This is a genomic window from Olsenella sp. KH1P3 (assembly GCF_900167315.1).
GTDB lineage: Bacteria > Actinomycetota > Coriobacteriia > Coriobacteriales > Atopobiaceae > Olsenella_J > Olsenella_J umbonata_A.
The window spans coordinates 13,752-27,743 of record NZ_FUWQ01000004.1 but is presented as its reverse complement, the minus strand read 5'-3'; the positions used below and the strand labels follow the sequence as shown (position 1 = coordinate 27,743).

General features: G+C 62.6%; 11 protein-coding genes. 1 reads left to right on the top strand and 10 read right to left on the bottom strand.

All coding sequences use genetic code 11. From position 1 onward, the window contains the following. Positions 1-2 precede the first annotated feature (2 nt). The 9 genes from cysS to B5D13_RS05995 form a co-directional block, all read right to left on the bottom strand. Positions 3-1,487, bottom strand: a complete 1,485-nt coding sequence (gene cysS / locus B5D13_RS06035; protein WP_078687430.1) for a cysteine--tRNA ligase — start codon at positions 1,485-1,487, stop codon at positions 3-5. A 94-nt stretch (positions 1,488-1,581) separates the two neighbouring features. Beyond that, positions 1,582-2,082, bottom strand: coding sequence for a 2-C-methyl-D-erythritol 2,4-cyclodiphosphate synthase (gene ispF, locus B5D13_RS06030; RefSeq protein ID WP_078687429.1), 501 nt, complete (start codon positions 2,080-2,082; stop codon positions 1,582-1,584). After that, the gene (gene ispD, locus B5D13_RS06025; RefSeq protein ID WP_078687428.1) at positions 2,079-2,891 is read right to left on the bottom strand and encodes a 2-C-methyl-D-erythritol 4-phosphate cytidylyltransferase; all 813 of its coding nucleotides are present in this window, start codon (positions 2,889-2,891) and stop codon (positions 2,079-2,081) included. Before ispD ends, ispF begins: the two co-directional genes overlap by 4 nt. Then, positions 2,888-3,976, bottom strand: coding sequence for a DNA integrity scanning diadenylate cyclase DisA (gene disA / locus B5D13_RS06020; RefSeq protein ID WP_078687427.1), 1,089 nt, complete (start codon positions 3,974-3,976; stop codon positions 2,888-2,890). The genes ispD and disA overlap by 4 nt, the downstream gene beginning before the upstream one ends. A gap of 86 nt (positions 3,977-4,062) precedes the next feature. After that, positions 4,063-6,666: an ATP-dependent Clp protease ATP-binding subunit gene (locus B5D13_RS06015; protein WP_078687426.1), complete on the bottom strand. Its 2,604-nt coding sequence runs from the start codon at positions 6,664-6,666 to the stop codon at positions 4,063-4,065. 235 nt (positions 6,667-6,901) lie between these two features. Next, on the bottom strand, positions 6,902-7,252 hold the full coding sequence (locus tag B5D13_RS06010; RefSeq protein ID WP_200802618.1) for a PTS lactose/cellobiose transporter subunit IIA: 351 nt from the start codon (positions 7,250-7,252) through the stop codon (positions 6,902-6,904). Between the two features lie 23 nt (positions 7,253-7,275). Then, positions 7,276-7,578 carry a PTS sugar transporter subunit IIB gene (locus tag B5D13_RS06005; RefSeq protein ID WP_078687425.1) on the bottom strand — a complete coding sequence of 101 codons (303 nt, stop codon included), beginning with the start codon at positions 7,576-7,578 and terminating at the stop codon, positions 7,276-7,278. A 129-nt stretch (positions 7,579-7,707) separates the two neighbouring features. Continuing rightward, the gene (locus tag B5D13_RS06000) at positions 7,708-9,132 is read right to left on the bottom strand and encodes a PTS sugar transporter subunit IIC (protein ID WP_078687424.1); all 1,425 of its coding nucleotides are present in this window, start codon (positions 9,130-9,132) and stop codon (positions 7,708-7,710) included. Between the two features lie 56 nt (positions 9,133-9,188). Then, complete coding sequence (locus B5D13_RS05995) at positions 9,189-10,592, bottom strand: glycoside hydrolase family 1 protein (protein ID WP_234970741.1); 1,404 nt, start codon at positions 10,590-10,592, stop codon at positions 9,189-9,191. A gap of 204 nt (positions 10,593-10,796) precedes the next feature. On the opposite strand from B5D13_RS05995, the gene B5D13_RS05990 reads away from it, so the two are divergent. Further along, a complete protein-coding gene (locus B5D13_RS05990) occupies positions 10,797-11,513 on the top strand; it encodes a GntR family transcriptional regulator (RefSeq protein WP_078687422.1) in 717 nt (238 codons plus the stop codon). Positions 11,514-11,647: 134 nt separating this feature from the next. On the opposite strand, the gene lysS is transcribed toward B5D13_RS05990, so the two are convergent. Next, entirely contained in the window at positions 11,648-13,906 is a 2,259-nt protein-coding gene (lysS, locus tag B5D13_RS05985) for a lysine--tRNA ligase (RefSeq protein WP_078687421.1), read from the bottom strand. Between the last annotated feature and the right edge of the window lie 86 nt (positions 13,907-13,992).

Genomic DNA, 13,992 nt, shown 5'->3' with positions numbered 1-13,992 from the left:
CCCTACGCTTTCTCGTTCACGTGCAGACGGGCGCCGGCAGCGGTGTCCTCAAGTACAAGCCCCAGACCGGTGATGCCGTCGCGAATGGCATCGGCGGTGCCCCAGTCCTTGGCAGCACGGGCCTCCTGGCGCGCGGCCAACAGTGCGTCGGCAGCCGCGTTGACGTCGTCGCCGTCGTAGGAGGCGTAGCGCTTGGCTAGGTCGACGAGCTCGGTGGGAAGCTGCTCGCCCTTGCCGACCTTCGAGAAGTCGATGCCCAGCACGTCGCAGAGCTCGACGATCATGTCTGCGGCTCTCAGCGTCGGAGCGGTTGCGACGTCGCCTGCCGCGTCGGCCAGGTACTTGTTGGCGGAGTTCGCCAGCGAGAAGATCGCGGCAAGGCCACCGGAGGTGTTGAAGTCGTCGTCCATCTGCTTTACGAACTCGGCGTGGGCCGCGTCCACCGCGGCGCCCAGGCTGCGGTCGAGCTCGGTGAGCTCGCCGTCCTGCGGGGCGTTCTTGGCGGCCCAGCGCAGGTTCTTGACGCAGGTGCGCAGGTGGTCAAGGGTGCCCACGGCACTCTGGAGCAGGTCGGTCTGGAAGTCGAGGGCAGAGCGGTAGTGGGTCTGCAGCATCAACAGGCGGACGGCGTCAGCCGGGTACTTGTCGAGCGTCTCCTTGAGCGTGAGGAAGTTGCCCAGGGACTTGGACATCTTTTCGCCGTTGACGCGCAGCATGCCCGTGTGCATCCAGGTGTTGGCAAGCGCCGCATCCCACGCGCACATGGCCTGCGCGGTTTCGTTCTCGTGGTGGGGGAAGATGAGGTCCTGGCCGCCGCCGTGGATATCGATGGGCGTGCCCAGGTAGCGGTGAATCATCGCGCAGCACTCGGTGTGCCAGCCAGGACGACCGTCGCCCCAGGGGCTGGGCCAGCTGGGCTCGCCGGGCTTCGCGGCCTTCCACAGCGCAAAGTCGAACGGGTCGCGCTTGTCCTCGTTCACCTCGACGCGCTCGCCCGCGCGAAGCTGGTCGAGCTCGCGTCCGGAGAGGATGCCGTAGTTGTGGTCGGAGCGGACCGAGAAGTACACGTCACCATTGTCGGCGACGTAGGCGTGGTCCTTCTCGATGAGGAGCTGAATCATCTCCTGCATGGCCTCGATCTCGCGCGTCGCGCGCGGGCGGATGTCGGGATCAAGGATACCGAAACGATGCATCTGCTCGATGAAGGCGGCAGAGTACTCCTCCGCGACCTCCGCAGCGGTGCGGCCCTCGTCGTTAGCGCGGTTGATGATCTTGTCGTCGACGTCGGTCAGGTTCTGCGCGAAGGTGACCTGATAGCCCTTGTACGTAAGGTAGCGGCGGATGACGTCGAACGAGAGGAAGGTGCGGGCGTTGCCGATGTGGATCTGGTCGTAGACGGTAGGGCCGCACACGTACATGCGAATCTTGCCCTCTTCGATTGGCTTGAGCTCTTCTTTCCTGTGGTTCTGGCTGTTATAGACGAGCATTGGTTCTCCTCAGTGTCGCGGGCGTTCGCCGCGCTTGTCGTAGTTCGGCATTGTAAATGGTAACGGGGGGCGGCTGCAGAACGGAGTCTCGGGCCTAGCCTTCGCCGGCCCGCCCGCTACAGTCCGTGTTCAAAAGGACGACGGCCCAGGCGGCGATGCCCTCCTCGCGCCCGACGAAGCCGAGTCGCTCCGTCGTCGTGGCCTTGACCCCCACACTCGAGACGTCGACGCCCATGGCGCGCGCGAGGTTTTCGCGCATCTGCTCGCGATACGGGGCAAGCTTGGGGGCTTGCGCCGCCACGGTGCAGTCACAGTCGAGGAGCTTGGCGCCCCTCCGACGAACAACCTCCATCACGCGCCGCAGGAGCACGAGGGAGTCGGCACCCTCATAGGCGGGATCGTCGTCAGGAAAGAGCTGCCCGATATCGCCCTCCTTCAGCGCGCCCAGGATCGCGTCCATAAGAGCATGGGTCAGCACGTCGGCGTCGGAATGGCCCATGAGGCCGCGATCCGACGGAACGTCAACGCCGCCCAGGATGCACCTTCTTCCCTCCGCAAACGCATGCACGTCAAAGCCGTGCCCAATGTGCATCACAGGGAATCACCTTCGTTCAAGTCGAGAAGGTCGAGGCCGCAGCCATCGACGGCGAGACGGCTCTGAAGAAGAGCGCGCGCAATGAGAAGGTCCTCGGGAAGCGTCACCTTCAGGTTGTCACGCGGCGTCTCGACGCACACGACGCGCGCGCCGGAGCGCTCAATGAGGGAGGCGTCATCCGTCCCTAAGTACCTGTCGCGCGCGGCCGCCTTGTGGGCCGCCACGATCTGGGCCGTGCGGAACACCTGCGGCGTCTGGGCCGACCAGTAGAAGCTGCGGTCGGGCGTCGCGACGATGCTCGCGTCCTCGACGAGCTTGAGGGTGTCGGTCACGCGGGCGGCGCAGATGGCGCCCCCCGCGCCGGCGTCGTCGCGAACGCACGCGATAGCGCGCTCAACCGAAACCGGCTGGATGAGGGGGCGCGCCGCATCGTGAATCGCAACCAGGCCAAAGTCCTCGGGAACGGCCGCGAGCCCCGACCTGACGGAATCCTGTCGCGTGGCGCCGCCCTCGGCTATGGTGACCTCGCACCTCAGGCGCAGGCGCGAGATGACATCCTCACGCATCTCTCGCCTGTGATCGGCCGCGCACACAACGACGATGTGGCCGATAGACGGAGAGCGGTCGAGCGCAATGAGCGACCAGCAGGCTAGCGGGAGACCGCAGAGGTCGACGTACTGCTTCCCGCGCGGGTCACCGAAGCGCTCCCCTGACCCGCCCGCCACCACGACGGCGCAGGTGTCTCGACGAGTGCCCGAGACCCCCACGCGCTCCGGGCAGGCTTCCGCGCAGGGACCAAGACCGCTCATGCGCGCTTGCCCCACATGCGGTACAGGCTGTCCGCAAGGATACTGGGGTTCTCGACGCCCACGCGGTCGAGGCGAGCGGGGTTCTGCTCGATGTCATCGAGGAGCTGCTGGAGCGAGCCGTACTCGTCGACGATCTTGTCGGCCATGCCCTTGCGGACGACCGAGACGTTGGAGAGCGTGCGCAGGCCCAGCGAGTGCATGATCGAGTCCTCGTTGTGCTCGTCGAATCCCAGCAGGGCGCCGACGCGCTTCGAGGAGCGCAGCTTGTCGTTGGCGGTCTCGTGAAGCGTCGCGCGGATGGCGAGCGCGTTCTCCTCGGAGGAGTCGTTGGCATAGTCGCGGATGAGCAGCGTGTACACGTCGGACATGTCGCCGATGAACTCCTCGCGCTGCATGGCGATGGTCTTGCCCTTGGTGCCCAACTCAAGAATGAGGTTGTCCAGCTCGTCCGCCGCGGTCATCAGGACCTCGAAGAGATAGATGGTCTCGGTGATGTCGGAGAGCGTGACGTAGTTGTCGAGCTCGAGCGTCGTGAGCCTCAGCAGCGCGCGGTCTAGCTGAGTGCGCGTGCTCTGGAGAGAGACGAGCAGCTGGTTGACCGAGCTCATGATCTCGGACACGGAGCGCAGCGAGTGACCCCTGCCGTCGATGTAGACCGTAACGACCTGCCTGCGCTCGGAGACCGAGATGACCATGGCGTTGGTCAGGAGGCTCATGCGGGCCGCGGTGCGGTGACGCATGCCCGTCTCGGACGTGGGGAGCGAGGGATCCGGGTTCAGGTGGTAGTTGGCACGAAGAATCTGGGTGAGCCCCTTGTCAACTACGATGGCGCCGTCCATCTTGGAAAGCTCGAACAGTCGGTTTGCAGTGAAGGAGATGTCCAGGCAGAAGCCATCGTCACCCGTCGCAAGGACCGCGTCGGTATCGCCGATGCAGATGAGTGCGCCCAGGTGGCCGGCAATAATCATGTCGAGCGCGTGCCTGAGCGAGGTGCCCGGAGCCGTCTGCCTAATGGCGCTGCGCATGCGCTCCTTAAAGTCCTGCACTGGCTCGGAAGCCTCAAACGCCCTCTCGGTGCCTTCCATTTCTCACCTCCATATGAAAGCCGACCCGCAGCGCGGGCCGGCCGGACTGACACTCTAAGTATATGCGCGATGGCTCAGCTTCACGTCTACTCGGCAGAACTCGCGCTATCACCAGGAACCGCCGCGCGAGGTGCAGGGCCCGCCGTCCAGTGGTCGCGGGCGCGCGGGAGCTCCATGTGCACGCGCTCCTCGATGGTCGGGATCTCTCCCTCACCCGGCTTGAACACGATCTTCTCGCCCTCGACGTCCACGGACACGATGTCTCCTGCCTTCCAGTTGCCCATGAGCAGCTCCTCCGAAAGGGGATCCTCGATGAGCGTCTGGATGGCGCGGCGCAGCGGGCGCGCACCGTAGATGGGATCGGTGCCCTCGCGCGCGATGAGGTCACGCGCGGCGTCGGTGAGCTCGATGGACATGCCATTGGCGACCAAGCGGTTGCGCAGGTCGCGGACCATAAGGTCGACGATGCCGCGCAGCTGCTCGGACGTGAGCGACTTGAAGACCACGATCTCGTCCACGCGGTTGAGGAACTCGGGCCGGAACAGGCGCTTGAGCTCGCTCTCGACGCGACTGCGAATCTCCTTGTCGGACAGCCCGCCGTTGCCCTGCGAGCTGAAGCCCATGGGTGCGGTCTGGGCGATATCGCGGGCGCCGATATTGGACGTCATGATGATCACGGTGTTCGAGAAGTCCACGGACCTGCCCTGGCCATCGGTCAGGCGACCCTCGTCCAGAATCTGGAGAAGGACGTTGAACACGTCGGGATGGGCCTTCTCGATCTCGTCGAACAGGACGACGGAGTAGGGACGCCTGCGGACGGCCTTGGTCAGCTCACCGCCCTCGTCGTAGCCCACGTATCCGGGAGGGGCACCAATCAGCTTGGATACCGTGTGCTTCTCCATGAACTCGGACATGTCGAACGAGATGAGCGCGTCCTCGCTGCCGAAGAGGAACTCGGCGAGCGACTTGGCGAGCTCAGTCTTGCCCACGCCAGAGGGCCCCAGGAAGATGAACGAGCCGCCGGGTCGGCGCGGGTCCTTCAGGGGCGAGCGGCTGCGACGGATCGCCTTCGCGACCTTCGTGACGGCCTCGTCCTGGCCCACAACGCGCTGGTGGAGGGCATCCTCGCAGCGCAGGAGCTTGGACGCCTCGGCCTCGGTGAGGTTTGAGACAGGCACGCCCGTGATCTCGCTCACGACGTCGGCGATGTCCCGCTCGTCCACGACGACGACGTTCTTGCCCTGCTCCTCGCGCCAGGCCTTCTCGAGCTCGTCACGCCTGGCACTGAGCTCCTTTTCCTTGTCGCGCAGGCGCGCCGCCTCCTCGAACTCCTGGGCGTCGGCGGCCTTGGCCTTCTCGTCGCTCACGTGCGAGAGTTCCTCGTCCACCTGGGCGAGCTCGGGAGGGAGGCTCATCTTGCGGACGCGCGTGCGTGCGCCGGCCTCGTCGATGATGTCGATGGCCTTGTCGGGCAGGAAGCGATCCTGCACGTAGCGGTTGGACAGGCTGACGGCCGAGGCGAGGGCCTCCTCCGTGTAGCGCACGTGGTGGTGCTCCTCGTATGCCTTCTGCAGGCCATGGAGAATCTCGAGCGTGTCCTCGGGCGAGGGCTCGCCGATGAAGACGGGCTGGAAACGCCGCTCGAGGGCCGAGTCCTTCTCGATGTGCTTGCGATACTCATCTGCCGTGGTCGCGCCGATGACCTGGATGTCACCGCGGGACAGGGGCGGCTTCAGGATGGACGCCGCGTCAATCGAGCCCTCCGCGGAGCCGGCGCCGACGATGGTGTGGATCTCGTCGATGAAGAGGATGTCCTCGTCGCTGTCGGTCACCTCTGCGATGACCTTCTTCATGCGCTCCTCGAACTCACCGCGGTACTTGGAGCCGGCAACGAGCGAGGCGATGTCGAGCGTCCAGATCTTCTTGCCGCGCAGGATGTCGGGCACTTCTCCAGAGGAGATCAGCTGAGCGAGCCCCTCGGCGATGGCAGTCTTGCCGACGCCCGGGTCACCCAGGATGAGAGGGTTGTTCTTCTGGCGGCGAGCCAGAACCTGCATCACACGCTCGACCTCGCGGTCGCGGCCGATGACGGGATCGAGCTTGCCATCCGCGGCGAGCTTGGTGAGGTTGCGGCCATACTGCTCGAGCATCGAACCGTCGTCGCTCGAGCTTGCGTGCTGCGAAGCCCCCACGCCCATGAACTGCGGGCCGAAGCCCATGTCAGATGCAGCGTGCGAGGACTCTGTCTGGTCGTTCTCCTCGATGAGGGCATTCACGGCGTTGCGAACGGCGTCGCCCGTTACGCCCATGCGAGACAGCGTCGTCATGGCACGTCCGTCGCCCTCCGCCACGATGCCCAGAAGCAGGTGCTCGGTGGCGATGTAGGTCTGGCCGTGCGTCATGGTCTCGCGATACGCATCCTCGAGCACGCGCTTGGCGCGCGGCGTGAAGGGGATGTGCCCGCCCGCCGGCGACTCCGCCTCCTCAGTGGAGATCTCTCGGATGGTGGTAACCGTCTCTTCGTACGTGACGTCGAGCTTCTTGAGGGCCTGTGCGGCGATGCCGTCGCCCTCCTTGATGAGGGCGAGAAGCAGATGCTCCGTGCCCACGTACATCTTGCCCAGGCCTCGGGCCTCGTCTTGCGCGAGGCTCATGACCTTACGAGCCTTGTCGGTGAACTTCTCGAACATAAGGGCCTGACGCCTCCATTCCTGATCGTGGTGCCCAACACGGGGGCGGGGCGCACCAATGGTTTGCTCTTGCATGTATACCCAAGCGGCGCATGGGATTTCCTAGGATACTGAGGAAATCTAACTGAACCCCACTCACATATTTACTGCACATGCCGACGCACAAAAAAGCGCCCCGGATTGCTCCGGGGCGCGTCAGGCCTGGCATTAACGCACGCAGCACAATGCGGCGTCGTTACTTTGCGACCCTCTCGTAAAGGTCGATGAACTCGTTCGCGAGAATTCGGAAGCTCTCCGCCTGCATGAGCTGGTCTTCCGAATGGACAAGCAAGAGCGACACGTTCGTGCTTCCCACGCCAGCTGCGTCCTGCTGGAGAAGCCCGAGGTGCACGCCATGGCCCTCGACGAAGATGTCGTTGCCCTCGTCCACCTTTTTGCGGGCCTCGTCGAACTTGCCCTCCTTGGCAAGGCCGATGGCCTCGATGAACATCGACTTCGCCGCGCCAACAGACGCGATGATCTGGAAGCAGGCCTCCTCCATCGGACCCATGTCGTCACCAGAGTTCTGAATGCCGTTCTCTGCCATGAAACTAATCCTCCTACCGGGTTTTACTTGTTGGCGAGCGCCTTGGTGGCCTCTGCGATGATTCCCTTTGCGTTCATGCGGCCGTAGTCTGCCATGGGAATGACGATGACGGGCTTGTCGCCGGCGAAGCTCTCGGCATCCTTCTTGGCATACGAAATCTGGGGTCCAAGCATGAGAATATCGAAGTCGCCAATGGCCTCGAGCGCTTTGTTGAGCGGCTTGGCCTCGATGGTCGCCTCGACGCCCTGGGACGCTGCCTCCTTGCGCATCTTCTGGACGAGGAGGCTGGTAGACATACCGGCGTTGCAGGCGAGCAGGATGTTCATGGTAGGAAATCCTTTCACGAGAGAATACGTAGTTCTTATCGTAGCGGGAAGCTACGGGGAGCGGGTGGCCTTTTGGCCGGCCACCCGCCAAGGGGGCATGTGTTCTTGCCTACATGGGGGCTCGAATGCCTAGGCAGCGTTTGCCTCGAGCTCCAGCTGCTTCTGGACGGCACGCTCAGAGACCTTCATGAAGGGCAGGTAGATTGCCATGGCGCCGGCGATCTCGATGACCTGCCAGACGGCCGCACGCCAGTCGCCACCAGTGGCGAGAAGGGCGCTGATGACGGGAGGGGTGGTCCAGGGAGCCTGGACGACGCAGGGGGCAATGACGCCAGCGCAGGTGAGACCATAGGTCGCTGCAATGAGCAGGTCGGGGATGAGAACGAAGGGAATCATGAGGGGCAGGTTGAAGACGATGGGGTAGCCATAGATGACCGGCTCGTTGATGTTGAAGAGGCCGGGCAGGATGGAAAGCTTCGCAACCTCCTTGGAGCCCTTGTTCCTGGAGAACAGGAAGGTGTCGAGCAAAAGCGCAAAGGTGCAGCCAGAACCGCCGATCAGTGCGAAGGAGTTGACGATCTGCATGTTCATGTAGTGGTCCGCGGGGATGGGCTGACCAGCAGCGAAGGTGGCCATGTTGTCGATGATGAGCATCGTAAGAATGGGCTCAGCAAGGACGCCGGAGATCGTGGACTGGTGGATGCCAAGGCAGAACAGAAGGTTGGCGAGCGTGTAAATGACGATGACGGCCCAGGGGCCAGCGTTCATGATGCCCTTGAGAGGAGCAGCGATGCCGGTCGCGATCAGGGTCAGCAGGTCGGTGCCAAAGCCGGCGAGCACGGCAGCAACGAGAGCAAACAGCGAAAGGGTCAGGAGCATCGGGATCATGACGTTGAAGGAGTCGGCAACCGCGGGAGGCACGCCCTCGCCCAGGTTGACCTTCAGCTTCTCGAGGCCCGAAAGCTTGATAAAGACCGTGGCGGCAAGAAGGCCGATGATGATGGCACCGAAGAGGCCGTTGGCGCCAGTGTTGCTCGTGGCGAAGGCGCCGGTGACATCGACGCCGGAAAGGGCGTAGCCGTCGGCCATGCCAAGGGCGCCGGAGAAGCTGTCGACCGCATAGCTCAGCGTAGCCGCAGTCTTGTCAGCGGCGTTCGTCGCATAGACCGCGCTACCCAGCGTGGCGACGATGGTCTGGGGCATCATGATAACGAATGCAGAGATGCCGACGACAACACAGGAGATGGCGTTCTCGAAGTGCTTGTTCACGGCGAAGCAGTAGCCCAACACGCCAGCAAGGATAACTGCCGCGAAGTTGAGCGTGCCCAGGGTCACTGCGCTGCCCCAGACCTGCGCCGCGCTCAGCGAGTCACCGGAGAGGAACAGGGGGAAGAGGACCTGGCTGACGAACACAGCAATACCCGCAAGGATGTAGAGGGGCATCACCGTTGCGAACGCGTCACGGAGCGTCCTTAGGTGAATCTGGTTGCCAATCCTGGCCGAGACTTCGGCGAACTTATCAAGAAACGCCTGTCCCTTACTTTCTTCTGCCATACATAACTCCTTTCCCGAGCGTCTAAGGCAGATTTCAACCGAAACGTCGCAGTCTCTTATGCGACCTCGTGAGTAGTGGCGACCTGACGGAGCCATTCGGCGGACTTCTTGAGGTGGCGGCTGTAGCCATCCATGAGGTCAACCTCAACGAAGCCATACCTGTTCTTAAAGGCGTTGTTCCAGGACCAGTTGTCGATGACGGCCCAGTAGTGGTACCCGCGGCACTTTGCGCCATCCTCGATGGCCTTTGCGATCCACTTCAGGTGCTGGCCCACGAAGTCAATGCGATAGTCGTCCTGAATGGTGCCGTTCTCGTCCTTGGAGGCATCCTCGCCCTCGATGCCAATGCCATTCTCGGAGACATACCACTCGAGGTCGGGGTAGTCGTGCTTCATGGTCATCGCGAAATCGTAGATGCCCTTGGGATAGATCTCCCAGCCGCGAGACTCGTTCATGACGGCGTCGGGCCACACGTACTCCTGCGCAAAGACCGGGTTGCCGAACTCGTCCTCAGACTTCTCGGGTGCCTGGACGCGAGCCGGGTGATAGTAGTTGAATCCCAGCCAGTCGACGACACCCTGCGCGAGAATCTGCTCGTCGCCCGGACGGACGGGAAGGTCAATGCCACGCGCAGAGAGGGTGTCGATAACGTCCTGGGGCAGAGAGCCCTTGGTCACGAGGTCGAGCCACCAGCGATTGTCCACGCCATCGGTCATGCGCACGGCCTCGAGGTCGGCCTCGCTCGGATTCTCCTTGGTGTAAGGCGGGGTAAAGCAGTTGATGAGGCCAATCTTGGCATCGGAGCGAATCGTTCCGTCGGCCTTGAGCTCGCGGAAGGCCTCGACGCCCAGGGAGTGGGCAAGCGAGATGCCGTACTGGATGCGGCAGGCCTGGGCAAAGTCGCGGTGGAAGGGGTACCAGCCACCGTTGGTGTAGCGGTTCTGGGGCTCGACGACAGGCTCGTTGAAAGTGAACCAATATTTGATCTCCTGGCCGAACTCACCAAAGGCCGTACGCGCGAAGTTGGCATACGCCTCGATGACCTCGCGGCTCTCCCAGCCGCCACGGCGGAAGAGGTACGTAGGCATGTCAAAGTGGTAGAGATTCACGAAGGTCTCGAGACCGGCCTCATGGGCATCGGCGAAGAGATCGTGATAGTACTTGGCGCCCTCGGGGTTCAGGAGACCGTCTTCGTCCATCAGACGGGACCACTGGATAGACGTGCGCCACGTGGTAAGGCCCAGACTCTTGAGAAGGGCGAAGTCCTCGTTGTGCCGGTTGGTGAAATCGTTACCCGCATAGGAGCCCACACGGTTAAAGAAGTCCTCGATCTTCTCGTTGGACCAGGTGTCCCAAAGGCTGTCAATCTTTCCAAAGCGACGCCACGCACCCTCGGTCTGGGGACCAGACATGGCGGCGCCAAAGAAGAAGTCCTTGGGAAGCTTGCTCGTCTGCAACACGTTCTCCTCTCGCTGCCTTTTTACACGTCCATATAATTGAGAACTATTTGACATGTCTTTTCTTTTGTGTCTCTATGTTGTTTGGTACTTTTACGCATTAGCTATGGGAAGTCAAGGGCTATTTATTTTTAATCGCCAAGCGATATTGATAATGTTCCCTAACGGGGTTATTGGTAAGATACGGATGATAGAAAGTGAGGCGATATGCTCAAGTACGAGTCAGTTGCAAGCGACATCCGAGACAAGATTGCCTCTGGTGCCTACGCGCCCAACGACCAGCTGCCAACGACTCCGGAACTCTGTGACCAGTACCGGGTCAGCAAGATAACCATCAAGAAGGCCATGGACGAGCTGTCCCAGCAGGGCCTCGTGGCACGTCGCCGCGGTTCGGGCACGTACGTCAAGCGCGTCACGACCCCCGAGGCCAAGTCGCCCACCGGATGGGACATGTCTTCTCAGATGACCGGCTTCTGCGCCGACCACAAGGGACACAAGGTCACCTCTGAGGTGCATGACTTTTCGGTCGTGCGCCCGACGGTCGAAATAGCATCTCTTCTGGGAGTCGAGAGTGACGAGTTTGCCTATCACGTATGCCGCACACGCCTGGTTGACGGCATCCCGCACGTAATCGAGTACACCTACATGCCGATCAAGCTCATTCCCGACCTGCGCGAGCGCAACGTCGAAAGCACCATCTACGGCTACCTCGAGGATGAGCTGGGCCTGAAGATCGGAAGCGCCCACCGCATCATCAAGGCAGTCCTCCCCACCCCCGACGAGGTCGAGTGGCTCGACATCGAACCGACGCAGCCGCTGCTCGAGGTCAAGCAGGTGGGATTCCTGGATGACGGCGTTCCCTTCGAGTACTCGATCGCGCGCCACTGCCGCGGCTACGAGTTCTACTCCATTTCGACCCACTAGCCAATGCGGGAGACGACGATCCGGACGCCAGGCAACGGCAAGCAAAGCCCACAATACGCAAAAAGCAGGCGAGAAGGACGTGTTCCCTTCTCGCCTGCTTCTGTTTGTGAGTGCGCCTCTTGGAGCGAGGCCCCTTACTCGGCGCTCTGCCCGGACTGATCCTTGACGTAGATGTCGCCAACCGGCGCGATTGCCTTCATGGCCTCGAGCACACTGGCCATCATGTCGTCGAGCTCCATCTCGTTGAGCTCGGCACCGTGGCGGATGACGTCACGGTCGCAGCCGGCAGCAAAGCGCTTGTCCTTGAACTTCTTCTTGAGGGACTTGAGCGGCATGTCGGTGACGGAGCCGGAAGGACGCATGCGGGCGGCTGCCTGGATCAGGCCGGAGAGCTCGTCGCAGGCGTAGAGGACCTTCTCCATCTTGTGCTCGGGAGCGGGAAGCTCCTCATTGAGGTCGTAGTTGTGCGTCTGGATGGAGTGGGCCAGGCGAGGGTCGGCCCCAGCCCCCTCAAGCAGCTCAGCCGTCTTGACGGTATGAGTCTGATCATCCTGCCACTTCTCCCAATCGAGGTCGTGGAGCAGGCCGACCTGACCCCAGAACTCGACGTTCTCGGGATCGTATTGCTCGGCGAAGTGACGCATGAGGCCCTCGAGGGTCTCGCCGTGGCTCACATGGAAGGGATCCTCGTTGTACTTCTTGAGCAGCTCGAACGCCTGGTCGCGCGTGAGGCCGGTCTCAAGCTTGGGAGCTTCCTGCTTGCCCATCTTGGCAACCTCTGCGGAAGCGCCGGTCTCGGAGTCGGAGTAGAGCGTGTCGACATCTGCCGAGGCGTTGTCGGTCTTCGCGCCAGCCACCTGAGCCTGGATGTCAGCCTTGGTGACGACCTCGGGCTTCATCTGGGGGAACAGGAGGACATCGCGGATGGACGCGGAGTCGGTGAACAGCATGGCCATGCGGTCGATGCCGTAGCCGATGCCACCCGCAGGCGGCATGCCGTACTCGAGTGCGCGGACGTAGTCGTAGTCGTAGCCCATGGCCTCGTCGTCACCGAAGCCCTTGGCAGCAACCTGCTCGGCAAAGCGCCCGGCCTGGTCGACAGGATCGTTGAGCTCAGAGAACGCATTAGCGTACTCGTGGCCGGCGATAACGAGCTCGAAGCGGTCGGTAATGCGGGGGTCATCGTCCTTGCGCTTGGCAAGCGGGCTGACCTCCTCGGGGTAGTCACACACGAAGGTCGGATTGATGAGGGTTTCCTCGCCCAGCTCGTCGTAGAGCTCGAACAGGAGCTTGCCGGCACCCCAGTTCTCCTGCCACTCGATGCCGTGGGCGGCGTTGACCTCGCGAAGGTGCTCGATCGGAGTGTCGATGGAAAGCTCTTCTCCGCAGACCTCGGAGGCAATCTCGGCGACGGTCGCAGAGCGCCAGGTTCCGGAGAGGTCGATCTGCTGGCCCTGGTACGTGATGACCTCGTGGCCCTCCTCGCAGCCGCAGACCTCACGGGCGATGATCTTGAAAAGGCCCATGGTCAGGTCCTTCATGCCCTGCAGATCAGAGTAGGCACAGTAGGCCTCCATCGAGGTGAACTCGGGATTGTGCGTGAGGTCCATGCCCTCGTTGCGGAAGATGCGGCCGATCTCGAAGACGCGCTCCATGCCGCCGACGATGAGGCGCTTGAGCGGGAGCTCGGTTGCGATGCGCATGAAGTAGTCGCGATCGAGCGCGTTGAAGTGCGTGACGAAGGGCTTGGCGTTGGCGCCGCCGAGAATCGCGTGCATCATGGGGGTCTCGACCTCGATGTAGCCGTCGCCCTCCATGTAGCGACGGATCAGCGAGACCATGCGGCTGCGCTTGCGCATGGTGTCACGAACGTCGGGGTTCATGATGAGGTCGACGTAGCGCTGACGGTAGCGGACCTCACGGTCGGTCAGGCCGTGGAACTTCTCGGGCAGGGGACGCACGGACTTGGAGAGCAGCACGATCTGCGTGGGCGAGATGGAGAGCTCGCCACGCTTGGTGCGAATGACGGTGCCCTTGGCCTGGATGATGTCGCCCAGGTCGAGCTGGCCCAGAAGCTCCCAGGCACCCTCGCCCAGGGTGTTCGCACGGCAGAAGAGCTGAATCTCGCCAGAGACGTCCTCCAGGACGATGAAGCGAATCTTGCCCTGCTTGCGGTAGGCTCGGATACGACCCGCGAGGGAGTACTCATCCTCGGTCACGCCGCCGTCCTCAAGGTCAGCGTACTTCTCTGCGAGCTCAGCGGCATGAGCGGTAATCTCGCTCTTGATGGGGTACGGGTTAATACCAGCGTCGATCAGGGCCTGGCGCTTGGCGCGGCGGACTGCCCTCTCGTCATTAATGTTGGTCTCGGGGGCTGTGCTCTGGTCGGCCATTCCAACTCCTGTTCTCGCGGCTGGGCGCCTGTCGGTCCAGACGTTTGGTCCAATGATGCTCTTGGCTAGTTTTATTCAATAGTACT

Bases quoted from the DNA above. Each gene is read 5' to 3' on its own strand.
- B5D13_RS06000 (WP_078687424.1), bottom strand. From the start codon at position 9,132: ATGGCAGAAGAAAGTAAGGGACAGGCGTTTCTTGATAAGTTCGCCGAA.
- ispD (WP_078687428.1), bottom strand. From the start codon at position 2,891: ATGAGCGGTCTTGGTCCCTGCGCGGAAGCCTGCCCGGAGCGCGTGGGG.
- B5D13_RS06005 (WP_078687425.1), bottom strand. From the start codon at position 7,578: ATGAACATCCTGCTCGCCTGCAACGCCGGTATGTCTACCAGCCTCCTC.
- lysS (WP_078687421.1), bottom strand. From the start codon at position 13,906: ATGGCCGACCAGAGCACAGCCCCCGAGACCAACATTAATGACGAGAGG.
- disA (WP_078687427.1), bottom strand. From the start codon at position 3,976: ATGGAAGGCACCGAGAGGGCGTTTGAGGCTTCCGAGCCAGTGCAGGAC.
- cysS (WP_078687430.1), bottom strand. From the start codon at position 1,487: ATGCTCGTCTATAACAGCCAGAACCACAGGAAAGAAGAGCTCAAGCCA.
- B5D13_RS05990 (WP_078687422.1), top strand. From the start codon at position 10,797: ATGCTCAAGTACGAGTCAGTTGCAAGCGACATCCGAGACAAGATTGCC.
- B5D13_RS06015 (WP_078687426.1), bottom strand. From the start codon at position 6,666: ATGTTCGAGAAGTTCACCGACAAGGCTCGTAAGGTCATGAGCCTCGCG.
- B5D13_RS06010 (WP_200802618.1), bottom strand. From the start codon at position 7,252: ATGGCAGAGAACGGCATTCAGAACTCTGGTGACGACATGGGTCCGATG.